This is a genomic window from Pseudooceanicola nanhaiensis (assembly GCF_020171315.1).
In the GTDB taxonomy this organism is placed as follows: domain Bacteria; phylum Pseudomonadota; class Alphaproteobacteria; order Rhodobacterales; family Rhodobacteraceae; genus Pseudooceanicola; species Pseudooceanicola nanhaiensis_A.
This window is the reverse complement of record NZ_JAIUZP010000001.1, coordinates 225,542-250,353: the sequence shown is the minus strand read 5'-3', so window position 1 is coordinate 250,353 and position 24,812 is coordinate 225,542. Positions and strand designations below refer to the sequence as shown.

At 68.2% G+C, this 24,812-nt stretch carries 22 protein-coding genes; 11 read left to right on the top strand and 11 right to left on the bottom strand.

What is annotated here, in order from left to right; translation table 11 throughout:
* Positions 1–31 precede the first annotated feature (31 nt).
* The 8 genes from LCM32_RS01105 to LCM32_RS01070 all read right to left on the bottom strand — a co-directional run bounded on the left by LCM32_RS01105 (position 32) and on the right by LCM32_RS01070 (position 8,043).
* A complete protein-coding gene (locus tag LCM32_RS01105; RefSeq protein ID WP_224819217.1) occupies positions 32–1,465 on the bottom strand; it encodes an exonuclease domain-containing protein in 1,434 nt (477 codons plus the stop codon).
* Between the two features lies 1 nt (position 1,466).
* Complete coding sequence (locus LCM32_RS01100; protein ID WP_224819216.1) at positions 1,467–1,988, bottom strand: hypothetical protein; 522 nt, start codon at positions 1,986–1,988, stop codon at positions 1,467–1,469.
* 65 nt (positions 1,989–2,053) lie between these two features.
* A complete protein-coding gene (locus LCM32_RS01095) occupies positions 2,054–3,874 on the bottom strand; it encodes a DUF294 nucleotidyltransferase-like domain-containing protein (protein ID WP_224819215.1) in 1,821 nt (606 codons plus the stop codon).
* A gap of 178 nt (positions 3,875–4,052) precedes the next feature.
* Positions 4,053–5,822, bottom strand: a complete 1,770-nt coding sequence (locus LCM32_RS01090; protein WP_224819214.1) for a sodium:solute symporter family protein — start codon at positions 5,820–5,822, stop codon at positions 4,053–4,055.
* 6 nt (positions 5,823–5,828) lie between these two features.
* Entirely contained in the window at positions 5,829–6,089 is a 261-nt protein-coding gene (locus LCM32_RS01085; RefSeq protein WP_222491691.1) for a DUF4212 domain-containing protein, read from the bottom strand.
* Positions 6,090–6,202: 113 nt separating this feature from the next.
* Complete coding sequence (locus LCM32_RS01080; protein ID WP_224819213.1) at positions 6,203–6,886, bottom strand: adenylate kinase; 684 nt, start codon at positions 6,884–6,886, stop codon at positions 6,203–6,205.
* Positions 6,887–7,253: 367 nt separating this feature from the next.
* Positions 7,254–7,610, bottom strand: a complete 357-nt coding sequence (locus LCM32_RS01075) for a hypothetical protein (RefSeq protein ID WP_224819212.1) — start codon at positions 7,608–7,610, stop codon at positions 7,254–7,256.
* Between the two features lie 178 nt (positions 7,611–7,788).
* Positions 7,789–8,043 (bottom strand): DUF6732 family protein, encoded by a 255-nt coding sequence (locus LCM32_RS01070; protein WP_224819211.1) that lies wholly within the window; start codon positions 8,041–8,043, stop codon positions 7,789–7,791.
* A 243-nt stretch (positions 8,044–8,286) separates the two neighbouring features.
* On the opposite strand from LCM32_RS01070, the gene LCM32_RS01065 reads away from it, so the two are divergent.
* Positions 8,287–9,273: a glutathione S-transferase family protein gene (locus LCM32_RS01065; protein WP_224819210.1), complete on the top strand. Its 987-nt coding sequence runs from the start codon at positions 8,287–8,289 to the stop codon at positions 9,271–9,273.
* A 43-nt stretch (positions 9,274–9,316) separates the two neighbouring features.
* Here LCM32_RS01065 and LCM32_RS01060 read toward each other — a convergent pair whose 3' ends face one another.
* Positions 9,317–9,679: a hypothetical protein gene (locus LCM32_RS01060; protein WP_224819209.1), complete on the bottom strand. Its 363-nt coding sequence runs from the start codon at positions 9,677–9,679 to the stop codon at positions 9,317–9,319.
* Positions 9,680–9,929: 250 nt separating this feature from the next.
* Between LCM32_RS01060 and cbiB the strand changes: the two genes are divergently transcribed.
* Both cbiB and LCM32_RS01050 read left to right on the top strand, forming a co-directional pair.
* Entirely contained in the window at positions 9,930–10,838 is a 909-nt protein-coding gene (gene cbiB / locus LCM32_RS01055) for an adenosylcobinamide-phosphate synthase CbiB (protein WP_224819867.1), read from the top strand.
* Positions 10,839–10,924: 86 nt separating this feature from the next.
* On the top strand, positions 10,925–12,100 hold the full coding sequence (locus LCM32_RS01050; RefSeq protein WP_224819208.1) for a lytic murein transglycosylase: 1,176 nt from the start codon (positions 10,925–10,927) through the stop codon (positions 12,098–12,100).
* Between the two features lie 312 nt (positions 12,101–12,412).
* On the opposite strand, the gene hisC is transcribed toward LCM32_RS01050, so the two are convergent.
* Together hisC and smc are read right to left on the bottom strand one after the other, a co-directional pair.
* Positions 12,413–13,471, bottom strand: coding sequence for a histidinol-phosphate transaminase (hisC, locus tag LCM32_RS01045; RefSeq protein ID WP_224819207.1), 1,059 nt, complete (start codon positions 13,469–13,471; stop codon positions 12,413–12,415).
* Between the two features lie 115 nt (positions 13,472–13,586).
* Positions 13,587–17,042 carry a chromosome segregation protein SMC gene (gene smc / locus LCM32_RS01040; protein WP_224819206.1) on the bottom strand — a complete coding sequence of 1,152 codons (3,456 nt, stop codon included), beginning with the start codon at positions 17,040–17,042 and terminating at the stop codon, positions 13,587–13,589.
* A gap of 204 nt (positions 17,043–17,246) precedes the next feature.
* Between smc and LCM32_RS01035 the strand changes: the two genes are divergently transcribed.
* The 8 genes from LCM32_RS01035 to dtd all read left to right on the top strand — a co-directional run bounded on the left by LCM32_RS01035 (position 17,247) and on the right by dtd (position 24,587).
* Complete coding sequence (locus tag LCM32_RS01035; protein ID WP_224819205.1) at positions 17,247–17,729, top strand: GNAT family N-acetyltransferase; 483 nt, start codon at positions 17,247–17,249, stop codon at positions 17,727–17,729.
* Between the two features lie 219 nt (positions 17,730–17,948).
* Complete coding sequence (locus tag LCM32_RS01030) at positions 17,949–18,539, top strand: hypothetical protein (RefSeq protein ID WP_224819204.1); 591 nt, start codon at positions 17,949–17,951, stop codon at positions 18,537–18,539.
* 143 nt (positions 18,540–18,682) lie between these two features.
* Positions 18,683–19,579, top strand: a complete 897-nt coding sequence (locus LCM32_RS01025) for a 5-bromo-4-chloroindolyl phosphate hydrolysis family protein (RefSeq protein WP_224819203.1) — start codon at positions 18,683–18,685, stop codon at positions 19,577–19,579.
* 7 nt (positions 19,580–19,586) lie between these two features.
* Entirely contained in the window at positions 19,587–20,780 is a 1,194-nt protein-coding gene (locus LCM32_RS01020; protein ID WP_224819202.1) for a toxic anion resistance protein, read from the top strand.
* Positions 20,781–20,786: 6 nt separating this feature from the next.
* A complete protein-coding gene (locus LCM32_RS01015) occupies positions 20,787–21,749 on the top strand; it encodes a DUF2927 domain-containing protein (protein ID WP_224819201.1) in 963 nt (320 codons plus the stop codon).
* 134 nt (positions 21,750–21,883) lie between these two features.
* Positions 21,884–23,002 (top strand): SPFH domain-containing protein, encoded by a 1,119-nt coding sequence (locus tag LCM32_RS01010; RefSeq protein ID WP_224819200.1) that lies wholly within the window; start codon positions 21,884–21,886, stop codon positions 23,000–23,002.
* 4 nt (positions 23,003–23,006) lie between these two features.
* Complete coding sequence (locus tag LCM32_RS01005; RefSeq protein WP_224819199.1) at positions 23,007–24,140, top strand: TFIIB-type zinc finger domain-containing protein; 1,134 nt, start codon at positions 23,007–23,009, stop codon at positions 24,138–24,140.
* 9 nt (positions 24,141–24,149) lie between these two features.
* On the top strand, positions 24,150–24,587 hold the full coding sequence (gene dtd / locus LCM32_RS01000) for a D-aminoacyl-tRNA deacylase (protein WP_224819198.1): 438 nt from the start codon (positions 24,150–24,152) through the stop codon (positions 24,585–24,587).
* Positions 24,588–24,812 lie beyond the last annotated feature (225 nt).

The following is a 24,812-nucleotide window of genomic DNA, read 5'->3' as shown; positions in this document are numbered from 1 at the left end:
ACGCGAAGGGCGCCCCCGGGGCGCCCTTTCTTCAGCTCTCGCCCGCGTCGTGCACGTCGTTGGCGTCGGCCAGCAGGCGGCGATGCTTGCGCATCTCGGCCCGCACCTGCCCGAAGGTCGTGAGGCCCCGCGCCTCCAGCAGCGGGATCATCTTCAAGAGCACCTCCGACGTCGCCCGGGCATCGCCCATGGCAGTGTGCCGGTCGCGGTCAAGGATCTCGATATCCAGCCGCCCGGCGAGCGCGTCGAGCGTATGGGTCGCCGAGGCCCCGAAGAGGATCGCCGAGAGCAGCACCGTGTCCAGCACCGGGTGGTCGAATTTCAGGTCCTGCCGCGCGCCGTAGCGGTGCAGGAAGGCCATGTCGAAGGGCGCGTTGTGGGCCACGATCACCGCGCCGCGGCAGAAGCGGTGTAGACGGGCCACCGCCTCGGGGATCGTGGGCGCGCCATGCACCATGGCGTTGGAAATCCCGTGCACCCGCGTCGCCCCCGGTGGGATCGGCCGGGCGGGATCGACGAGCGTATCCACCACCTCGCCGGGCACGCACTGGCCGTTGACGATGCGGATCGCGCCGATCTGAACGATGTCGTCGCGCATCGGGATCAGCCCAGTCGTCTCGGTGTCCATCACCACGTAGATCAGCTGCCGCAGCGGCGTGTCGCTGATCGTGGCTGGAACCTCCCCCAGCGTGGCGGAGAAGTCGAAGGCCATCGGGCGCTCCGCATGAATGCCGTCCTCCGGCGGGAAGGAGAGCACGTATCCCCCCGCCTTCAGCGGATGCAGCGTGACCCGCCAGCCCGAGGCATTGCCCGCCAGCGGCAGGGTCACCACCCGGTCGCGGCGATAGCCCCGGCTGTCGAGGTCCGCCACGGCGGCCCGCAGCGCCGCCTCGTCGAAATAGTCAAAGACCGACTGGCCAAGCGCGAGCGGCCCCATCGCGTCCAGCGAGGCGGCGGCGTGGCCGTCGTAGAGCGTGATCCGGTGGTCCGGGGCCACGATTAGCACCGCCAGCTGGATCTCGGAGAGGACGGCGGCAAGCTGGTTCTTCTCGGTCTCCAGCCGCGAGGTGTGCCGGGCCAGCGTCTCGGCCGCCTGCAGGTCTGCCGTGCCAAGCTGCGCCGTCAGCGCCGATGCCGCGGGCCCCAGATCGCCGAGATAGCGCGCAGGCCCCGCGTCGAGGTCCGAGCGCACCCCCGCCACCGCGCGGGTGCGCATGTCCGCGGCCAGCCTCTCGATCGGCTTGGCGACGTTCTCGTCGAAGAGCAGCCAGACACCGGCCACCAGCCCGGCGAGGCCGAACCCCGCCACCAGCCCCGCGATCACGTAGCCCGAGGCCCCGCCCCCATGCCGCCATCCGAACCACAGGCCAAGCGCGATCAGGGCCAGCCCACCGACGCCGAGCGCGGCGAAGAAGAGCAGCACCCGCTGGCGCAGTGACATCCTCTCGACCCAGCGCTGCGTCATCTCAGCCCTCCGCGCAAACCGCCTGTGTGACGGGATCCTCTGCCCCGGCGTCGATCCAGCCGGCGCCCTCCACGGCACCGCCCGCGCCGAAGGTCACACCGTCCTCCAGCGCCGCACGGCGGTGGCCGTCGCAATCCACCAGCACCCGCAGGCGCTGCACCGCGCCCCACCGCTGGTAGAAGACCACGTCGGTGATCCGCAGCGCGGGCTGTTCGGGGTTGCGCAGGGTGGCCGCGTGATCGACCACGGCAAAGCGGCTGACATAGGGCCTGACATAGGTCCAGGGCCGGTAGAAGACCTGCGTCTCCACCTCGGTCACGATCTCGGCGGTGTCGGGCAGCGTCGCCTTGGTGCGCGGCGCCCAGGTGTATTCGTTCGACACCGTCATGCCGATCATCACCAGCCCCGCCACCACCGGCATCATCCACTTGGGCAGCCGCCCGCCGGCGATCCGGTTCACCAGCAGCACGACACCCGCCGCGGCAAGCCCGGCCACGAATGTGGCGATCAGTTCCAGAAACATGCCTGTCTTCTCCTCCCCCGGTGACCCGGGTCTTCCGCGTTATTCGCCGGTTATTCCCCCGGCCATTACCCCGGCACCCCGCGGCCAGACCCGGCCGCCGATTGCATCCGCCGCACCACCACGAAGGCGTCGCGCAGATGGCTGCGTTCGAAGTCCGACACTCGGGCCGGGGCCATGAAATTGTCAACCGCCTCCCCGGCGGCGACCTGTCGCGCCTGATGTTCCAGCCGGGTCTGGGCAATCAGGTCGTAGGCGTCCAGCAGGTCCTGCCCGCCGCCCGGGCTGACGATGCCCGCCGCCATGGCGCCCTGCAACCGCGCCCGGGTGTTCACCGCGGCCAGCCGCGCCTGCAACGCATAGACCCGGCCAAGGTCCGTCACCGGCACCACGCCGTTGTGCTTGAGGTCGATCGTGTCCTTGTGCTCGCCCGAGCGGAAGGTGGCAAAGCCCCTCAGCAGCCCCAGCGGCGGCGTATGCTTGAGCGAATTGGCCACCATCTGCGCCACGAAGATCGTGTTCTGGGCAGCAGCACCCAGCGTCTCTTCCTGCAGGCGGGTCAGCAGGGCGCCCTGCCCGCCGATCCCGCGCAGGTCGAACATGACCGAGGAGAGCATCTGCGATTCCGGGTCCGCCTTGGCGATCCAGCCCGCGAAGTAGCGCCGCCACGTGGCCAGCGGCTGACACCAGCGGGGGTTGGTCGCCATCATGTCGCCGGGGCAATAGACGTAGCCGCAGGCATTCAGCCCGTCGCTGACGATCCGCGCCAGCCGGGTGAAATAGGCCATGTCGGCCTCGCTCGCGGCATCGTCGAGGATCAGGCAATTGTCCTGATCCGACACGCCGGTCTGCTCCTGCCTGCCCTGCGATCCGCAGGCAGCCCAGAGGTAGGGCACGGGCGCCGGGCCCAGCTCTGCCTCGGCCATGGCCAGCAGCCGGCGGGTGACCGTGTCGGCGATGTCGGTGATCAGCCGCGTCACCACGTCATGCCGGTTGCCCGCGCCCACCAGCTGCCGCAGCAGCGCGGGGATCTTGGCGGTGACGGCCGCCAGCCCGGCCACATCCTGCGCCTGCGCCAGATCGCGCACGAGGTGGGCCGAGCTTTCGGCCTGCGCCCGGGTGAGGTTGGTCTGTGTGACGATGCCGACGAGCTTGCCAGCCTCGACCACCGGAATGTGGCCGATCCGGTGCTCCATCATCGCGTGCAGCACGTCCGAGCCGATGGCGGAGGGCGCAAGCACCAGAGGGTTGCGCGTCATGATCCCGGCCACGGGGCCGGAGGGATCAATGCCCCCGGCGACGACCTTGTTGGACATGTCGCGGATCGTGACGATCCCGGCCAGCTCGCCCTTTTCCAGCACCGGCAGAGAGGAGACGCGGCGCTCGCGCATCAGGGCGGCGGCATCGCGGATCGGCGTGTCGGCATCGCAGGTCGTGGGCCCTGCGGCCATCAGTTCGGCCACGCGCATGTCGGTCAGCGCGGGGCGGCGCGGCGCGGATGCATCCCCCTTCCCGCGCGAGAAGAAGCGGCGGAAGGCCTCGTGCGCCTCGATCAGCGCGACGAACCGGCCCGCGGGCAGCAGGAAGAGCGTGCAGTCCTCCTCGGCAATGGCGGTGGAGGCGGCGAACCCGTCGCGCATCAGCCCGCGTTCGCCGAAAGAGTTCCGGGCCATGAGATGCGAAAGGACCTCGCCCTGTTCGCCCTCGATCCGGACGTGACCGGCGCGCACGACGTAGAGACCGTCCAGCCGCTCGCCGAAGCGGAAGATCACCTTCCCTGCCGGAACGTCCAGCCGCCGGAACATGCCGCACAGCTGCGCGCGCTCCTCGGCGGGCAGCGTGTCGTAGGGATGTATCCCCGCAAGGAATGTCTGGGTGTCCTCGGGCATGAGCCCCTCCCCAAGCTACAGAGACGGAAACGGCGCGGGGTCATGAAGACTGCCCGCGCCGTCCCTGACAAGGGGGATGACGAAGTCCCCCCGTCGGCGCCCGATCCCCACAGGAGGAAGGACCGGGCTGTCCGATGCGCGGCCCGCCCTCATTCAGGCCGCGCACCGGGGAGGATCATCAGTGATCCGTGGCCGCACCTGCCCCGCGGGGGATGCGCACGCTTTCCACGAGGTCCTTGATCTCCTGCGGGGTGTCTTCGGTCATGTTGGACACGATGAAGGCAACCGCGAAGTTGAGGATCGCACCGATCGAACCGATCGAGACCGAGGTGATGCCCAGAAGCGAGCCATCGACGGTGTCGGGGAACGAGTTGGTGCCCGGGATGAACAGCCAGCCCTTGTGCAGGAAGATGTAGACCACGGTGAAGATCAGGCCGGTCAGCATGCCTGCCACGGCGCCCTTGTTGTTCACCCGGGTCGAGAAGATGCCCATCATCAGCACCGGGAAGATCGAGGCCGCGGCGATCCCGAAGGCCAGTGCCACGGTCTGTGCGGCAAAGCCCGGGGGGTTGAGGCCGAGGTAGGTCGCAACCGCGATGGCCACGGCCATGGCGACCCGCGCCGACATCAGTTCACCCTTTTCCGAGATGTTCGGGTTCAGCTGACCCTTGATCAGGTCGTGGCTGACCGAGGACGAGATGGCGAGCAGGAGGCCTGCCGCGGTGGAGAGGGCCGCCGCCAGACCGCCTGCGGCGACCAGGGCGATGACCCAGCCGGGCAGCTGTGCGATCTCGGGGTTGGCCAGCACGAGGATGTCGTTGTTGACCACCAGTTCCGAACCGGTCCAGCCGTTGGCTTCTGCCGTGGCGGTGAAATCGGCGTTCTTGTCGTTGTAGAACTGGATCAGGCCGTCGCCGTTCTTGTCCTCGAACTTCAGCAGGCCGGTGACTTCCCAGTTCTTCATCCAGTCCGGACGCGAGTCATAGGCGATGGGCTGTTCGGCCACGCCGTTCGGGTAGACGGTGGTCATGATGTTCAGGCGAGCCATGGCACCCACGGCCGGGGCCGTCAGGTAGAGCAGCGCGATGAAGACCAGCGCCCAGCCGGCGGACCAGCGTGCGTCGGCCACCTTGGGCACGGTGAAGAAGCGGATGATGACGTGGGGCAGGCCCGCGGTGCCGATCATCAGCGACAGGGTGAAGAGCACCATGTTCAGCGTGTTGGAGTGGTGGCCGGTGTAGCTGTTGAAGCCGAGGTCGGTCACGATCTGGTCGAGCGTCTTCAGCAGCGCCTGACCGGAGTCCTGATGCTCACCCAGCAGGCCGAGCGGCGGGATCGGGTTGCCGGTCAGCTGCAGCGAGATGAAGATGGCCGGGATCGTGTAGGCCATGATCAGCACGCAGTACTGCGCCACCTGGGTGTAGGTCACGCCCTTCATGCCGCCGAACACGGCGTAGGCGAAGACGACGCAGGCACCGATCAGCAGGCCCGCGGTGTTCGACACTTCGAGGAAGCGCGAGAAGGCCACGCCCACGCCGGTCATCTGGCCGATCACGTAGGTGACCGAGGCGACGATCAGGCAGATCACGGCCACAAGGCGCGCGGTCGGGCTGTAGAAGCGGTCGCCGATGAACTCGGGCACGGTGAACTTGCCGAACTTGCGCAGGTAGGGCGCGAGCATCAGCGCCAGCAGCACGTAGCCGCCGGTCCAGCCCATCAGGAAGGTCGAGTTGTCGTAGCCCACGAAGGCGATCAGGCCGGCCATGGACAGGAAGGAGGCCGCGGACATCCAGTCCGCCGCGGTGGCCATGCCGTTGGTGACGGGGTGGACACCCCGGCCGGCGGCATAGAATTCGCTGGTCGAGCCCGCACGGGCCCAGATCGCGATGCCGATGTAGAGCGCGAAGGAGGCGCCCACGAACAGCAGGTTAAGGGTATACTGGTCCATGGTCGATCACTCCTCGTCGACGCCGTGTTCACGGTCGAGCTTGTTCATCCGCCAGGCGTAGAAGAAGATCAGCGCCAGGAAGACGAGGATCGACCCCTGTTGCGCGACCCAGAAGCCGAAGTCGGCCCCGCCCACGGAAATGCCCATCAAGGCCGGGCGCAGCAGGATGCCGAAGCCGAAGGGCACGATGGCCCAGATGATGAGGCTGATGATGATCAGCCGCAGGTTCGCCGACCAGTAGCTGTTCTTGGATGAGTTATCGGCCATTGGCGGCCCCCTCCCTCTCTCTGTGATATCCCGAGGCACGCCGCAAACGGCGCACCCTCCTCCTGCGCAGGCCCCGAAAGGCCTGCGGTCCTGTCGTGAAATCTATCGGGGCCTCAGCGCGTGGCTGCGGCGACGATGTCCTGAAGCGACTGCGCGATGGCGCCGATCTCGCCCATGGCGTCCACGCGGCTGAGCACGCCGCGGGCGTCATAGTAGCCGATCAGCGGCGCGGTCTGTTCGTGGTAGGCCGCCAGCCGCGAGCCAACCGTCTCGCGGTTGTCGTCGGCGCGGCGCTTCATCTCGGTCCCGCCGCACTTGTCGCAGGTGCCGGCGACGGCGGGCTGCTTGAAGCTGTCGTGATAGCCCTCGCCGCAGGCGGCGCAGGTATAGCGCCCGGCCACGCGGTCGACCATCGCGGCGTCGTCTACCTCCAGCGAGACGGCGGCGTTGACCTTCTGACCGGTGCTTTCCAGCAGGTCATCCAGGGCTGCGGCCTGGCCTTCGGTGCGCGGGAAGCCATCGAGGATGACCCCCTTGGCCACGTCGGGCTCTGCCAGACGGTCCTTCAGGATCGCCAGCACGATCTCGTCGCTGACCAGCCCGCCCGCTTCCATCACCGCCTTGGCGCGCTGACCGGCATCGGTCCCCGCGGCCACTGCGGCACGCAGCAGATCGCCGGTGCTGAGCTGGACGAGGCCGAAACGCTCCTCCAGCATCCGCGCCTGCGTGCCCTTGCCGGCGCCCGGCGGGCCCAGCAGGATGAGCACGGCGGGCCGCGTCATGGTTTCTGCCTCCATGAGACTCCTCCTCGTTCCTTCCGGGCCGATGGCCCGCCCCTCCCCGCCGAGGTGCCCCGGCGGATTCTCCTGACCCCACATTAACACAAGGTGAAAACGATCCTATAACCTTCGGTATTGCTGCGTTTTTTCTGTCAATCAATTTTCGGACCAGCCAAATTTTTGTAAATTCCACCCGAAAGCCCCCGTTTTTCAAAGTAAATTCCGCGCAGAAAAGACAAAGCCCCGCAGGCGGGCTGCGGGGCTTTACAGGATGTGAGCGCCAACGGGGCGCGGCGGGGCCTGCGACAAATTGGTCCGGCCCCTTGCCGTCCGCCCGAAACACCCCGACTACGGGGCTACCCGGGCAGTCGGTCGTGGAGTGCCGTCAGGCCATGCTGCGGCCGATCAGGGCCACCGGCGCATCCTCGTCGCGGGCAAAGTCCAGCGGCGGGGCATCGGCGGCGGCGGTCGCACGCTTGAATTCATAGACCATCTCGCCGTTTTCCTCTCCCGAGGCGACGATCAGGCATTGCGAGAGGTGGCGACCGCCATCGTAGAGATCGACCAGCCCGCGCAGGTGCGGCGCATCCTCGATCGCGAGGGCGAACCCGTCATGCCACAGGCGCAGCACCGGGAACGTCTCTTCGCCCACGTGCACACGCAGGCGGCTCTTGCGGCGCTCATCCTTGCGGCGGGCCGCCTCCAGTCCTTCACGGATCTCTTTCGGCAGATAGGTTTCCATGGCCATCCTCCTGGCACTCACGGAGGATGCCTCACGCATCCTTAAATTGCCGTGAACCCGTCTAAGATAGCCGGAGCACACAAGAATTCCACCGAGTCGTTTCTCGCTGCGGCGCGGCTTGTGGTCTGGCTGCATCAGCGCAGGGCCCAGACCCTGACACCGTACAACCGGCAGGAGATCAGGCTTCCTGCAATTCTTCCTCGCCCGCGTCCTCGGCGGCCTCCTCTGCCGCCTCCCGCTTCTTGTCGCGATGCTTGAGCGCCTGCCACAGGCCGATGGCGATGGCCGCGCCCAGCGCGGCAGCCCCGAGCCAGTGGTCATGGCCCGCCGCTTCGGCAAGGTGACCAGTGTGCGCCGCGGCCGGGCCTGCGATCAGCGGGGCGGGGGCGATCATGGCGCTGCCGCGCAAAAGGGATGTGAGGGTGGTCTGCATGTCGTCTGTCCTCCTGCACCGGCAAAGGGGCCGGCGCCCCTCCTCTCTAGCGGCTCGGGTGCGGCGGCGCCACCACCGGCCCGGACTTTCGACCCCGACTTTCCGGCCCCGCCCCCATTTCCGGGCCCCGCCCCCCTTCCCTGCCCGCCGCTTGTGCATCCCTGCACGCAGGTTGCGCCCGCATCGGGGTTTGCCGGCGTCCGGGGCGCCGCTACGTCAGCCCTGCAAGCAAAGGAGCGTGACATGGGACTTCTGGTCGACGGCATCTGGCAGGACAAGTGGTACGACACCGCCAAGACGGGCGGCAAGTTCGTGCGCACCACGACGCAGTGGCGCAACTGGGTCACCCCGGATGGCAGCGCCGGTCCCTCCGGCGAGTCAGGCTTCAAGGCCGAGAGCGGGCGCTATCACCTCTATGTCTCCTATGCCTGCCCATGGGCCCACCGCACCCTGATCTTCCGTGCGCTGAAGGGCCTTGAGGATCACATCAGCGTCTCGGTCGTCCACCCCGAGATGCTGGGCGAAGGCTGGACCTTCCGCACGGATTTCCCCGGCACCACGGGCGATGACCTCTTCGGCCTGCCCTACCTGCGCGACATCTACCTCAAGGCCGATCCCAAGACCTCGGGCCGGGTGACGGTGCCGGTGCTCTGGGACAAGCAGCGCGAGACCATCGTCTCGAACGAAAGCGCCGAGATCATCCGCATGTTCAACACGGCCTTCGACGGGATCACCGGAGACGGTCAGGATTTCTGGCCCCAGGACCTGCACGGAGAGATCGAGGCGCTCAATGACCGGATTTACGACACGGTGAACAACGGCGTCTACAAGGCGGGTTTCGCCACGACGCAGGAGGCCTACGACGAGGCCGTCGGCCCGCTCTTCGACAGTCTCGACTGGCTGGAGGACCTGCTGGGCCGCAAGCGCTATCTCACCGGGGATCGCGTGACCGAGGCCGACTGGCGGCTTTTCCCCACGCTGATCCGCTTCGATCCCGTCTATCACCTGCACTTCAAGTGCAACCGGCGGCGGATCGTTGATTACCCGAACCTCTGGGGCTACCTGCGCGAGCTCTACCAGTGGCCCGGCGTGGCGGAGACGGTGAAGGTGGATCACTTCGTGCGCCACTACCACTACAGCCACGACACGATTAACCCCTACCGGATCATTCCGATCAACCCGGTGCTGGACTACGACGCACCGCACGGGCGCGCCGCCATCGGGGGCTGAGCCCCGCGCGACCGGGCCGGTCAGTGCCCCGGTCTGCGCCCGTTTAATGCATGGCGAAATGTTCGACCATGGCGGCGAGGTCCTCCACCGGGGCGTCGCTGCGCAGCATGGCGCGGGCATTGCCGCAATGGCGGAAGATCGAGCCGTCGGCAAAGACCGGCTCCCCGCTGACGACGATCACCTGCGCCCCGGGCTGCCGGTAGGAGGCAAAGTCCGAGACGGCAAGCGCCGACCCTTCCGCGAGGAAGAGATCCAGCACGATCACGTCGAATTCGTTCAGGAGCAACTGCGTCACGGCCTCGGACTGGCCATGGGCCAGCGACACCGTCACATGCTCCGCTTCCAAGTAGCGTTGCCACACCTCTCCGAGGCCCGGCTCGCTTTCCACGATCAGCACCCTGCTCATGCTCTTGTCCTCATTCTGACGGACGACCGGACGGCCCGCAGACCGCCTCCGGCATTCCAATGTCCCGCCCCCGTCTTTTGTCTTCCCGTTCCCGGTCGTTTCTTATGGCACGCCGCATTCTGGCTGGCTGCGTCAAGTTTTCGGTCAGGATGCTTAACAAAACATTAACCGCGTTGGTGCGGCGGCAACGAAGCTTGCCGAACCGGCGCAAATCCGCTTGAACCGCCTCGATCCGTCCCACGAGGTGCCGATGCCCCATGCTCTGCTGCTGATCCCTGCCCTCCTGCTCGACGCGCTCTTCGGCGAGCCGGACTGGCTCTGGTCGCGCCTGCCTCATCCGGCGGTGCTGATCGGGCGCGCCATCGCCCGGGCCGACCGGTACTTCAACCGCGGCGCGGCCCGCCGGGCCCGCGGCGTGGCGCTTCTGCTCGCGCTCGTCCTTGGTGCCGGGCTGATCGGCAGCGTGCTTGCCTGCCTCGGCTCCTGGGCCGAGGTCCTCTGCGCCGCGGTGTTGCTGGCACAGCGCTCGCTGGCCGATCATGTGCAGGCGGTGGCCGATGCGCTGCGTCTGGGCCCTGCGGACGGGCGGCTTGCCGTGGCGCGGATCGTCGGACGCGACACCGCTGCGATGGATGGCCCCGCCATCAGCCGCGCCGCCATCGAAAGCGCGGCCGAGAACCTGTCCGACGGCGTCGTGGCGCCCGCCTTCTGGTTCCTCGTCGGGGGGCTGCCGGGCATCCTGATCTACAAGGCCGTGAACACCGCCGACAGCATGATCGGCTACCGGACCGAACAGCACGAACGCTTCGGCTGGGCCGCGGCCCGCACTGATGATCTGCTGAACCTTATCCCCGCCCGGCTGACCGCCCTGATCCTCGCCGCCCTGACCGGGGGCCTGCGCCATTGGCCCGCCATCGTGGCCGAGGCACGGCAGCATCGCTCCCCCAACGCCGGCTGGCCCGAGGCGGCCATGGCGCGGGCGCTGGACACCGCGCTCTCGGGCCCCCGCGCCTATGGCGGCAAGATGCGGGACTTTCCCTGGGTCCACCCGGCCGGAAACCGCCAGCCCGGGCCACAGGCCATCGAAGGCGCGGTGCGCCTGCTCTGGCGGGTCTGGGCCGTCCTGCTGGCAGCCTGCCTGCTGCTGGCGCTGATCTGACCGCACGCCGTCACCTCCGATCCGCCATTGCCCCGCGTCCCCAGATCGCTAACCTTTCAGGACCAGATTTGATGACGAGGTCTTTCATGCGCTTTCTTCCCGCCGCCCTCACGGCTCTTGCCCTCAGCAGCGCGCCCGCGTTTGCGCAGCAATGTGGCGGAAGCTTCTCCAGCTTCGTGAACGGGCTGAAGTCCGAAGCCGTCAGCCGCGGCCACGACCGCGCCACCGTCGACCGCTTCTTCGCCAACGCCCAGCAGAGCCCGTCGGTGCTGAAGGCGGACCGGGCGCAGGGCGTCTTCCAGCTCGACTTCACCACCTTCTCGCGCCGCCTGATCTCGGCCAACCGGATCCAGAACGGGACCGCCAAGGGCAAGCAATACGCCAGCACGTTCCAGAGGATCGAGCAGACCTACGGCGTGCCCCGCGGCATCCTCAGCGCCTTCTGGGCCTTCGAGACCGATTTCGGCGGCTTCCAGGGCGACTTCAACACGCGCAATGCGCTGATCACCCTCGCCCATGACTGCCGCCGCCCCGAGTTGTTCCGCCCGCAGGTCTTCGCGGCGCTGAAGCTCTATGAGAAGGGCGACTTCTCCCCCACGGGGACGACCGGGGCCTGGGCGGGCGAGATCGGGCAAGTGCAGATGCTGCCGCTGGACATCCTCGAGAATGGCGTCGACGGCGATGGCGACGGCCACGTGCGCCTGAAGGAAAGCGCCCCGGACGCGCTGATGTCGGGGGCCAAGATGCTCCACTCCCTTGGCTGGCGCCCGAATGAGCCCTGGCTGCAGGAGGTGACCGTCCCGCAAAACCTCGACTGGACGCAGACCGGGCTCCAGACCCAACTGCGCGCCTCACAATGGGCTTCCATGGGGGTCAAACCGCGGTCGGGCGCGATGCTGGCACCGAACCTGCCCGCCTCGATCCTGCTGCCGCAGGGCCGCCACGGCCCCGCCTTCCTCGTCTACCCGAACTACAACGTGCTGTTCGAGTGGAACAAAAGCTTCGTCTACGTGCTGACGGCGGCCTATTTCGGCACCCGGCTGGAGGGCGCGCCGGTCTTCAACGCGGGCACGCCTGACGCGGGCCTCAGCGGGGCGCAGATGAAGCAGCTTCAGCAGAAGCTGGTGAACCGCGGCTATGACGTGGGAGGCGTGGACGGCATCCTGGGCGAGAAGACCCGCGAGGCGGTGCAGGCGGTGCAGAAACAGCTTGGCATGCCCGCCGACGCCTGGCCGACGCCCGCGCTGCTGCAACGGATGTAAGACAGGGAGCGGTGACGGCGCCGTCGTTTACTTGGCGTTAGGGATTCGGGAATACTCTCAGCCAACGACGATACGGGGCTCATCACCTCACTTCACAATCTGGCCCTGCGGAGTTGCCGCTCCGCAGGGCCTTTCTGTTTCAGCCTAGCGGCCGATCCAGAGCCGGATGATGGCCAGCACCAAGGTCACGACCGCGATCAGCACCATCCACCGACGATACGCGTCATCGCTCAAAGTCCCTCACCTCCTTCCGCCGCGATATGTCGCGACGCAAGGACGGTAGGCGGGCATGGTTAATCAGGCGTTAGCCGGTCAGGCGAGGGTCTCGTCCAGTGCCGCGACCAGCGCGTCGCATTCCTCTGCAGTGCCGATGGAGATGCGCAGCCAGTCGCGGATCCGCTCGGCGCCGAAGTGGCGCACGAGGATACCCGCCTCGCGCAGCGCCGCCTGAAGCTCGACCGCCACGTGATCCGGGTGCGAGACGAAGACGAAGTTCGTGGCTGAGGGCAGCACCTTGAACCCCAGCCCGCGCAGGCGCACCGTCAGACGCTCCCGCTCGGCCATGACGGCATAGCGGGTGGCGTCGAACCAGGCGACATCCTCCCACGCCGCCTGCGCGCCGACCTGCGCCAGCCGGTCGAGCGGATAGGAGTTGAAGCTGTCCTTCACCCGCTCGAGCCCCTCGATCAGCGGGCGCTGTCCCATGGCGAAGCCCACGCGCATCCCGGCCAGAGACCGCGACTTGGAGAAGGTCTGAACCACCAGCAGGTTCTCGTAGCGATCGATCAGCGAGACGGCGCTTTCCGCGCCGAAATCGACATAGGCCTCGTCCACCAGAACCACGCAATCGGGGTTCTGTTTCAGGACCCGCTCCACCGCGTCGAGCGACAGGGCGATACCCGTGGGCGCATTGGGGTTCGCCAGAACCACGCCGCCCTGCTCCCCCACGTAGTCGGCCACGTCGATGCCGAAACCTTCCGTCAGCGGCACCAGACGGCTCTCGATGCCGTAGAGTTCGCAATAGGTGCGGTAGAAGGAATAGGTGATATCCGCGAAGGCCACCGGCGCCTTGCCGGTGAAGAAGGCGTTGAAGGCGTGCGCCAGAACCTCGTCGGAGCCATTGCCGACGAAGACCTGATCCGGGGACAGCCCCATGCCGGCGGCCAGCGAGGCGCGCAGGTTGCCCGACAGCGGATCGGGATAGAGCCGCAGCCCGTCGCCCGTGGCCTGATGGATCGCCTCCACCGCCTTGGGCGAGGGCCCATGGGGGTTCTCGTTGGTGTTCAGCTTGATGAACACCCGATCGCGCGGCTGTTCGCCGGGCGTGTAGGGCACGAGGGTGGACACGAGGGGGCTCCAGAACCGGCTCATGGCGGGATCCTTTCGGGCTGTATCGCGCCCGTCCTGCCACGGAGCGCGCGAATACGCCAGAGGGGAGCCCCTGCCCGCGTGCAGAACGCGCCCCCGCGATCCGCATGCGCGCCGGTCAGGCGACCAGCGACTCGGCCTTCTTCAGGTCGACAGAGACCAGCTGGCTCACGCCCTGTTCCTGCATCGTGACACCGAACAGGCGATCCATCCGCGCCATGGTCACGGCGTGGTGGGTGATGATCAGGAACCGCGTGTCGGTCCGGCGGCACATCTCGTCGAGCATGTCGCAGAAGCGGGTCACGTTGGCATCGTCGAGCGGCGCGTCGACCTCATCCAGCACGCAGATCGGCGCGGGGTTGGCGAGGAAGACGGCAAAGATCAGCGCCAGAGCGGTCAGCGTCTGTTCGCCCCCCGACAGCAGCGAGAGGACCGAGAGCTTCTTGCCCGGCGGCTGGCACATGATCTCGAGGCCCGCTTCCAGCGGGTCGTCGCTTTCCACCAGCACGAGGTTCGCCTCGCCCCCGCCAAAGAGGTGGCGGAAGAGCAGCGAGAAGTTCGAGTTCACCTGCTCGAAGGCCGTCAACAGGCGCTCGCGCCCCTCGCGGTTGAGGCTGGCGATCCCGTTGCGCAGCTCGCGGATGGCGCTTTCGAGGTCTTCCTTCTCGGTCACCAGCTGCATGTGCTCGGTCGCCACTTCCTTGGCGTCCTCCTCGGCGCGCAGGTTCACGGCACCGAGGGCGTCTCGCTGACGCTTCAACCGGTTCACGTCGTTCTCGATATCGTCCGAGGGCGGCATGTTGTCCGGGTCCACGTCGAGGCCTTCGAGCAGCTGCTTCGGCGTCATCTCCTGCGCCTCGGCGATCCGCTCGGCGGCGTGTTCGACGTTCTCCTGCGCGGCATCGGCGCGGGCCTCGGCGCGGGCACGGCCCTCGCGCGATTCCGAGGCGGTGCGCTCGGCGTCGCGCTCGGCGGCCACGGCCTCGCGGGCCTCTGCCTCGGCCCCGGCCAGCGCATCGGCAGCGGCCGCGCGGCGTTCCTCCGCCTCCTCGATCGAGGCGCTCAGCTCCTCGCGGCGGGCGGCGATCTCTTCCGGCTGGGCCGACGCCTCTGAAAGCTCTTCCTGGCTCTCCAGCTTGCGCTCTTCCAGTTCCGCGATCCGCTTGCCCGCGCTGTCGAGCCGCAGCCGCCAGCCGGAAAGTTCCTTGGTCACTTCCTGCGTGCGGCGCAGCCGGGCATCGCCTTCGCGGCGCAACTCGTCATGGGCGGCGCGGCGCGCCATCATCGCCATCCGCGCGGCCTCGACCGTCATCTTGATGTTCTCGGCGGCGTGGCGCGCGGCGTCCAGATCGCCCAGTTCCTCCAGCCCCCGCTCGGCCTCGGCGACCTGCGCGCGGGCGGCGAGCGCATCATCCTCGTGCCGCTTCACGGCGAGGCCGAGGTTCTCCAGCCGGCTTTCCGCCATGGAGCGTTCGGCTTCGGCCTTGGACACCCGGCGGGCGGCTTCGGCGACCAGACGGTCGGCATCGCGGCGCGCCTGACGGGCGGCCTGATCGGCGGCAGTCAGGTCGGAGAGCCGCTTGGTCAGCGCCTCGTGGGCGGCCCGCGCCCTGTCGGCCTCGGCGGAGGCGCGCTCCAATTCCTGCTTCAGCTCTTCCAGCCGGTTGAGCTGTTGCAGCCGCAGCGCGGCGGCAGAGGGCGCATCCTCGGCCCAGGCGCGGTAGCCATCCCACCGCCAGAGGTCGCCCTCGATCGTCACAAGCCGCTGGCCGGGTTTCAGCAGCGCCTGAAGGCGTGGGCCCTCGGCGGCGTCGACAAGGCCGATCTGGCCGATGCGGCGCGCCAGCACGCCCGGCACCCTGACATAGGACGCAAGCCCCGCCACACCCTCAGGCAGCGGTTGCGCCTGCGGATAGGCGTCGAGCGTGACCCAGCCGGACGGCCCGTCACCGGCCACTTCCGGCGCGCGCAGGTCATCGGCCAGTGCCGCGCCAAGCGCTTTCTCGTAGCCCGGCTTGACCCGCACGCTGTCGAGGATCTGCCCGCCCTCGGCGGTGTCGCGCTGGACCAGCTTGGCCAGCGCCGTCACCTCGGCCCGCAGGGCATTCACCTCGCCTTCGGCGGAGGAGCGCGCGGCGCGGGCATCCGCCTCGCGCGACTGGGTCATGGCGCGGGCCTCTTCGGCGGCCAGCAGGGTTTCCTCGGCCCGTTCGGCGGTGGCCTGCGAAATCTCGCTTTCCTCCACCGCGGCCTCGTAGGCCTCGGCGGCCTCTTCCACGGCCTCGCGGCTGGCCAGAACCGCCTCGCGGGCCTTCGCAGCCTCGCCCTCGGCGCGGGCCAGCGTGCGGCGGCTGTCTTCCAGGAGGCGCTGCGCCGACTGGTGCCGGGCGGCCAGACGGGCCACGTCCTCGGTCAGCTGCGACAGGTCCGCCTCGCGCTCGGTCAGGACATCGCCTGCCTCCTGCGCGGCCTCGGCGGCCTCTTCCAGCTTCTCGGCGTGGCCTTCGCTTGCCTTGATCAGCTCGCGCTGTTCCCACTCCAGCCGCGCGATCGTGTCGCCCGCGTCGCGGTTCAGCCCGGCCTCGCGCTCCATGTCGCGGATCAGCTGATCGATCCGGTTGCGCAGGGTCTCGATGGCCTGAAGGGCGCGGCCTTCCTCGTCCTTCAGGGAATCCCGTTCGACCTGAAGCCGCTGCAGGATGGCCGAGGCGATCGCCTCCTCCTCGCGCAGGGGCGGCAGGCTTTCCTCGATCTTGGCGCGGGCCTCGCCGGCCTTGCGCGCCGCGGCCTCCGCCTGACTCGCGGCCACGGTCAGTTCACGCAGCTGGTCACGCGCCTTGGCCCGGGCCTCGTCGGCCTCGCGCCAGCGCCGCCAGAGCAGCATGCCCTCGGACTGGCGCAGCTCGGCCCCGATGGCGCGATAGCGCTGTGCCTGACGGGCCTGCCGTTCCAGCTGGGCCAGCTGGCCTGCCAGCTGGTCGATCACGTCATCGACGCGGGTCAGGTTCTGCTCCGCGCCCTTCAGCTTCAGCTCCGCCTCGTGGCGCCGGGCGTAGAGGCCCGAGATCCCGGCCGCCTCTTCGAGGATGCGGCGCCGGGCCTTGGGCTTGGAGTTGATCAGCTCGGAAATCTGCCCCTGCCGCACCAGCGCCGGCGAATGCGAGCCGGTGGAGGCATCCGCAAAGAGCATCTGCACGTCGCGCGCCCGCACATCCCGCGCGTTCGACTTGTAGGCAGAGCCCACGTCGCGGGTGATCCGGCGCACGATCTCGATCTGGTCTTCGTCATTGAAGCCCGCGGGCGCCAGACGGTCGGCGTTGTCGATGTGCAGGGTGACTTCGGCGAAGTTGCGGGCGGGCCGCGTGGCGGCCCCGGCAAAGATCACGTCTTCCATGCCGCCGCCGCGCATGGCGGTCGGGCGGTTCTCGCCCATGACCCAGCGCAGCGCCTCCAGCAGGTTCGACTTGCCACAGCCATTGGGCCCGACGACGCCGGTCAGGCCCTGATGGATGATCAGGTCCGTCGGGTCGACGAAGCTTTTGAAGCCTTGGAGTCTGAGCCGCGTGAAGCGCAATGAGAGAATCCCGCTGATTCCGTTACATCCCCAAAAGGTGAGGCATCCGCGCGGGCCGTGTCAACGCCTCAACCCTGCATCTGGCAGGATGAGCGGAGTTTTCCACAAGATATTGCGGCCACCCAGAGGAAGAACCCTGCGTCCCCCCGCTTGAGCCCCGGGCCGCTTCACGTCAGAAAGGAGCCACAGGTTTCGAGGTTTCCCATGACGACTGCCACTGGCACCACGCCCCCCGCCCCCCATGTCCGCGCCGCCGATCCGACAGAACCGGGCTGCGCCGCGCTGCTGGATGCGAGCCACGCGCTGATGCGGGCGCTGTTCAACCCCGAGGAAAACCACTTCCTGCCCCACGAGGCGTTGCGCGCGCCCGATATCCGGTTCTTTGCCGCCGGACCGGAGGGCGCACCGCTCGGCGTGGCCGCCCTCCAGATCAAGGAGGGCTATGGCGAGGTAAAGAGCTTCTTCGTCGCCCCCGAGGCCCGCGGCATGGGCATCGGCGCCACGCTGGTGGCCCGGGTCGAGGCGGAGGCCAAGGCCAACGGTCTGACGATTCTCCGGCTCGAAACCGGCGAGGCGCTGGATGCGGCCTGCCGTCTCTACGAACGGCATGGATTCGTGCGGCGCGGGGCCTTCGGGGACTACCCCGACAACGGCGTTTCGGTGTTCATGGAAAAGCGGCTGGCCTGAGGGGCCGCGCCCCGCAGCCCGCGCAGGCACCGCGATGCCTGCGCGTTTTCGCGATGAACGCCAATAGGTTGAGCACCGGATCGCGCCATACGCGCCCCGATGGCGCCGCGCAGTATCGCGCCCGAATTGGCCCCAAAGTTACACCCGGCACGCCTCATTCATGTCTCAATCCCCGGGGATTTTGATCGCATAAGAGAAAAAATTTAAGGGTAGAGAAGAATGTTTTCCCTCAGCCATCTGGCCATCGCCATGCTGTGCACGACCGGTCTGTACGCAGTTCACAAGCTGCGCCGACAGGCCCATGCTGACGCCGGAAGCGAGATCGGGAAACTGAGCTGGCACCGCAGCCGGACGCTGTCTGCCGACGAGGCGGTGCCCGACGCCCTGCGCCAACGCAAGCTGGCCGCGATGACGGCCAACAAGCTCGACGAGATGCAGCGCCAGCTGACGCCGATGCGCGATGCCGGCCTGAACCAGCGGATGCAGCGCGTCCGCTCAGAGGTCGAGGCGCTCTTCTCCACCATCCGCAACGATGCGACCCAGCTCAACGTGCTGGCCCGGCAACTCGATGACGCCGTGGCAGGCACGCAGCGTTTCGCCGCCCGGCAGCGCGCCGCCAACACGCTGGAAGCGCGCGAGGATTTCGCCCACCGGCTCGACACCTTCTGCGCCGCCTGTGCCCGCGAGACCGCCCTGCGGACGCCGCCGCGCATCGTGCCCGCCCGCCCGGTCGCTGCCGCGCAGGCCGAAACCCGGCGGCTGGAGCCGCAACTGCCCGACGCAGCGGAACAAAAGCGGCAGAGCCACTAGTACTGAGCCGCCCCATGACTTAGGTTTCGGACAGAGTTATTTCGCTGTTCGGAGGACACCTTGTCCGGAACCGGGTTACAAAAGCTGGCATTCGTCCTGCTGATCGTCCTCATCCTCTTCGTCTCCATTGCGGGAGGCGTGTGATGGCCCGGCGCTACGGCGGCACCTATTCCCCTGACACATCCAAGGATGACATGACGCCGCCCGCGGGTGCCTATCACGGGGCGCGCCGCACCCGGGCCGGTGGCCGGGTCAACCTGCTCTTCCTCGCGCCGCTGCCGCTGGCGCTGCGCGCCTTCACCTCCGGCCCTGCCGGGCTGGCGCTGAACCTCGTGGCGCTCGGCCTGCTGCTGCTCTCCGCATGGCTCACCCGCGAAGGGCTGAAGGCCGAAGAGGCCTACGAGGCCCGCAAGGTGGCCCGCCGTCCTGCCTTTCCCCGCAAGATCGCGGGCTCCCTGCTGACGGGCGCGGGCCTTGCCATCGCCGGCTGGGCCAGCACCGGCGGCTTTGCCGCGCCGGTGATCTATGCCGTGGTGGGGGCAGCGCTGCATCTCATGGCCTTCGGGCCCGATCCGATGCGCAACAAGGGCATGGACGGCGTCGACCTGCACCAGACCGACCGCGTCGCCCGGGCCGTGGATCAGGCCGAGAAACACCTCGTCGCCATGTCCGAGGCGATCCAGCGTGCAGGCGACCGCACCGTCATCGCGAGGGTCGAGCAGTTCCAGACCACCGCCCGCGCGCTCTTCCGCACGGTGGAGAACGATCCCCGCGACCTGACCGCCGCGCGGCGCTACCTCAGCGTCTACCTGATGGGGGCCAAGGATGCGGCGATCAAGTTCGCCGATCTCTACCAGCGCCGCCCGGATCCCGCGGCCCGTGCCGACTTCATCGCCCTGCTCGACGATCTGGAGCAGAACTTCGCCGCCCGCACCAGCAAGCTCTTGTCCGACGACCGTGCGGACATGAATATCGAAATCGACGTATTGCGCGAACGCCTTGCCCGCGAAGGCGTGGCGATGGCCCCCACCTCGGAGTGACAGCGACATGACCGACAACATCCGCCAGAAGGCCGAAGCCAGCCTGAAGGAAGTCGACGAGGTGACCGCGGTCATCCTGCCTGAACCCGGCGGCGAGATCACCCCGCTGGAGGCCGCCGATGCGCCCCAGAGCGAGGCGATCCGTGCCCGCATGGCAGAGCTCGACATGGGCGACACCGGTTCCATCGTGCGCTTCGGCTCGGCCGCGCAGGCGGAGCTGCAGGAGATCAGCCAGTCGATGCTGGCCGAGGTGCGCAACAAGGATGTGGGCCCGGCGGGCGACAGCCTGCGCGACATCGTCAGCACGATCCGCGGCTTTTCCGTCAGCGAGCTGGACGTGCGCCGCGAGCGCAGCTTCTGGGAGAAGATCATGGGCCGCGCCGCGCCCTTCGCCCAGTTCACCGCCCGTTTCGAACAGGTGCAGGACCAGATCGACAAGGTGACCGAGGACCTGCTGGGCCACGAGCACAAGCTGCTCAAGGACATCAAGTCGCTCGACCTGCTCTATGAGAAGACGCTGGCCTTCTACGACGAACTGGCGCTCTACATCGCCGCCGGCGAGGCCAAGATCGCGGAGCTCGACAGCACCGACATCCCCGCCAAGGAGGCCGAGGTACAGGCCGCGCCCGAGGGCGAGCAGGTGATGAAGGCGCAGGAGCTGCGCGACCTGCGCGCCGCCCGCGATGACCTCGAGCGCCGGGTGCATGACCTCAAGCTGACGCGGCAGGTGACGATGCAGTCGCTGCCCTCGATCCGGCTGGTGCAGGAAAACGACAAGAGCCTCGTCACCAAGATCAACTCGACCCTCGTGAACACCGTGCCGCTGTGGGAAACCCAGCTGGCGCAGGCGGTCACGATCCAACGCAGCGCCGAGGCGGCCTCGGCCGTGCGCGAGGCCAACGACCTGACCAACGAACTGCTGACCGCGAACGCCAAGAACCTGCGCGACAGCAACAAGGTCATCCGCACCGAGATGGAGCGCGGCGTCTTCGACATCGAGGCCGTGAAACAGGCCAATGCCGACCTGATCGGCACGATCCAGGAAAGCCTGCAGATCGCCGACGAGGGCAAGGCCAAGCGCGCCGCCGCAGAGGAAGACCTCAAGAAGATGGAGGCCGAGCTGCGCGATACGCTCGCCGCGGCCAAGGCCCGCGCCGACGGGCTGGGCGACACGGCCTCCACCTCGGTGCCGCAGGCCTGATCGCGGATGCGCTTTCGCCTCCCTCTGCTGATGGCCGGGCTGACCGCGGTGGCACTCACCGCGGGCTGCCTGTCCACGCCGCCCAAAACGCCCAGCACCCCGCCGCAGGCGCGCCCTGCCGGGCTGGCCAAGCCCGCCAAACCGGCCGCGCCTTCGGCCGCCAGCCGGGCGCTGCGCACCTATTATTCGCAGCTACAGGCAGACCTGCTGGCGCAGGGGCTGATGCGGCAGGATGGCGGCGGCCCCGACACGCCCTATGGCGCGCGGGAAGTGGCGCGGAACTTCGAGCGGATCGTCTTCTATGACGAATACGCCCGGGGCGGCGGTCTGCGCAGTGGCGAAGGCGCCGCCCCCGGCGGGCTGCGCCGCTGGTCCGGCCCGGTGCGGATGCGGGTGGAATTCGGCGCCTCCGTCTCGGACGAGGAACGCGCCTCCGACACGGCGGAGGTCGCCACCTACGTGAACCGCCTCGCCGCGCTGACATCGCATCCGATCAGCATGGTCAGCCGGGGCGGCAACTTCCACGTGCTCTTCATGAGCGAGGACGACCGCCCGCAGGCGATCAGCCGGATCAAGCAGCTGGTGCCGAACATCTCGCAAAGCTCGCTCGACATCTTCCGGGACCTGCCCCGCGAGATCCATTGCCTCGTGCTGGCCTTCTCGGGCGACAACAGCGAATACGATTACCGCCGGGCGATCGCCCTCGTTCGGACGGAACATCCGCCGCTGATGCGGCGCGCCTGCGTCCACGAGGAACTGGCGCAGGGGCTGGGGCTGGCGAATGACAGCCTCTCGGCCCGGCCCTCGATCTTCAACGACGACGATGAATTCGCCCTGCTGACCAGCCATGACGAGTTGCTGCTGCGGATGCTCTACGATCCGCGCCTCTCGATCGGGGAAACCGCCGAGGAGGCCCGCCCGATGGTACAGCAGATGGCCAAGGAACTGACCGGCGAGGGCGAGGGTTGAGCTCCCGCCCCGCTGCACGACACATGCGCGCCGGTCTTACCTTCGGCAGGACTTGGCGCTAGCCTGCCGCCACGGGGCGGCACGCCGGCACCGTGAGGGCCGGCTCTGACAGGAACGACCAGCAGGACAGCACCATGGGCATCTTCGATTTTCTCAGCGGACAGTTCATCGACGTCATCCACTGGACGGACGACACCCGCGACACGATGGTCTGGCGCTTCGAGCGCGAAGGCCACGAGATCAAGTACGGCGCCAAGCTGACCGTGCGCGAGGGGCAGGCCGCCGTCTTCGTGCACGAGGGGCAGCTGGCCGATGTCTTCACCCCCGGTCTCTACATGCTCGAGACCAACAACATGCCGATCCTGACCTCGCTGCAGCACTGGGATCACGGCTTCCAGTCGCCCTTCAAGTCCGAGGTCTACTTCGTCAACACGACGCGGTTCTCCGACCTGAAGTGGGGCACCAAGAACCCGATCATCGCGCGTGATCCGGAGTTCGGCCCGGTGCGCCTGCGCGCCTATGGCACCTATACGATCCGGGTCTCCGATCCCGCCCGCTTCCTCGGCGAGATCGTGGGCACCGACGGCGAATTCACGATGGACGAGATCAGCTACCAGATCCGCAACATCATCGTGCAGGAATTCTCCCGCGCCATCGCGTCCTCGGGTATCCCGGTGCTGGACATGGCCGCCAATACCGCCGACCTCGGCAAGCTGGTGGCGAAGGAGATCGCGCCCACGCTGACCGACTACGGGCTGGAGATCCCCGAGCTCTACATCGAGAACATCTCGCTCCCCGAGGCGGTCGAGGCGGTGCTGGACAAGCGCACCTCGGTCGGGCTGGCGGGCGATCTGGGCAAGTACACGCAATTCTCCGCCGCAGAAGCCATGACCGCCGCCGCCACCACGCCGAATTCCGGCATGGCGGCCGGAATGGGCGCAGGCATGGGCATGGCCATGGGCAGCCAGATGGCGGGCGCCGCCGGGCCCTGGGGCCCCCGCCCCGCCGCTGCCGCCCCTGTGGCCGCGCCGCCCCCGCCCCCGGTCGAGAAGGTCTGGCACCTTGCCGAGAACGGGCAGACAAAGGGCCCCTTCTCGCGCGCGACGCTTGGCCGGATGGCCGCCGATGGCGCCCTGACGCGGGAGACCTACGTCTGGACCGCCGGGCAGGACGGCTGGCTCAAGGCCGGGGATGTGACCGAACTGGCGCAGCTCTTCACCATCCTGCCCCCGCCCCCGCCGCCCGGGATCTGACGGCATGAGCGATTACGACGGCACGCCGCCGCCTCCGACCCCGGAGGAGGAGCACCGCTTCCCCTGTCCGCAATGCGGCGCCGATTACCGCTTCGATCCCGCCGCGGGCCGCCTGGTCTGTGACTTTTGCGGGCACACGGAGGCGATCGAGGGCGCGCCCGCGCCCCACGCGACCCATCCGCAGGCGATCCGCGAGCTGGATTTCCGCGCCGCGCTGGAGGCCCGCCTGCCGCAGGCCGAGACGCAGGAGGTCCGCACCACCTCCTGTCCGAACTGCGGCGCCCGGCTGGAATTCGACGGCGACACCCATTCCAAGGACTGCCCCTTCTGCGCCACGCCCGTGGTGGTGGACACCGGCACCACCCGTGTGATCAAGCCGCGCGGCGTGCTGCCCTTCGCGCTTGACGAGGCCAGTGCCCGCAAGGAGATGACCGACTGGCTGGGCCGGCTCTGGTTCGCGCCCAACGGGTTGCAGGACTATGCCCGCAAGGGGCGGCGGATGCAGGGCATCTACGTCCCCTACTGGACCTTCGACGCCCAGACCGAGAGCCGGTACTCCGGGATGCGGGGCACGATCTACTATGTCACCGCCACGGTGATGCAGGACGGCAAGCCCAAGCAGGTGCGCCAGCAGAAGATCCGCTGGCGCCCGGTCTCGGGCCGGGTGGCGCGGTTCTTCGACGACGTGCTGGTGCTGGCCTCGCGCGCGCTGCCGAAACGCTATACCGACGCGCTGGAGCCCTGGGACCTTGCCGCGCTGGAGCCTTACCGCCCCGATTTCCTCGCAGGCTTCCGGGCCGAGGGCTACCAGGTCGAACTGCTGGAGGGCTACGAGGAGGCCCGCGTGCGGATGGACCGGGTGATCGAGCGCGACGTGAAGTTCGACATCGGCGGCGACGCGCAGCAGATCACCTCGGTCGACACCGCCGTCTCGGATGTGACCTTCAAGCATATCCTGCTGCCGGTCTGGCTGGCGGCCTACAAGTACCGGGGCAAGACCTATCGCTTCGTGGTGAACGGGCGCACCGGCCGGGTGCAGGGCGAACGGCCCTGGTCGGGCTGGAAGATCGCGCTGGCCGTGGTGGCGGGGCTGATCGTGGCCGGGGTCTTCGGCTATTTCTACGCAATGAACCAGTAAGGAGAGCCCATGCGCGCGCTCATCCAGCGGGTCTCCCGCGCTTCCGTCCGTGTGGACGGCACCATCATCGGCCAGTGCGGCGAGGGGATGATGATCCTCGTCTGCGCCATGCAGGGCGACGACGACACGAAGCCCGCCCAGCTGGCGGCCAAGATCGCCAAGATGCGGATCTTCCGCGACGAGGCGGGCAAGATGAACCGCTCGTTGTTGGATATCGGGGGCGAGGCGCTGGTGGTGAGCCAGTTCACGCTGGCCGCCGACACCCGCAGCGGCAACCGCCCCGGCTTCTCCACCGCCGCGCGCCCCGAGGAAGGGCGCAAGCTCTACGAGGCCTTCGCCGCAGAGCTGGCCCGGCTGGGCCCGAAGGTGGAAACTGGCGAGTTTGGTGCCGAGATGGCGGTGGAGCTGGTCAACGACGGGCCCACGACGATCTGGATGGAGATCTGACCCCGAGGCGGGGCGGGCAAAATTCTTCGAAGAATTTTGGCAAGAATTTTCGAAAATTCTTGCGTGCGCGGGGCGGGCCCTATGCGCACCCTCTCAGGGGGCAGCCGTTTTCTTCGAAGAAAACGGTCCGGAATTTTTGAAAATTCCGGGCAGTGGGGCGAAGGGTCGTGGCCCCGGGGCGCGGGTGCGGATGGGAGGGGGCTGGGGGGCTGTCTGCCCCCCGGG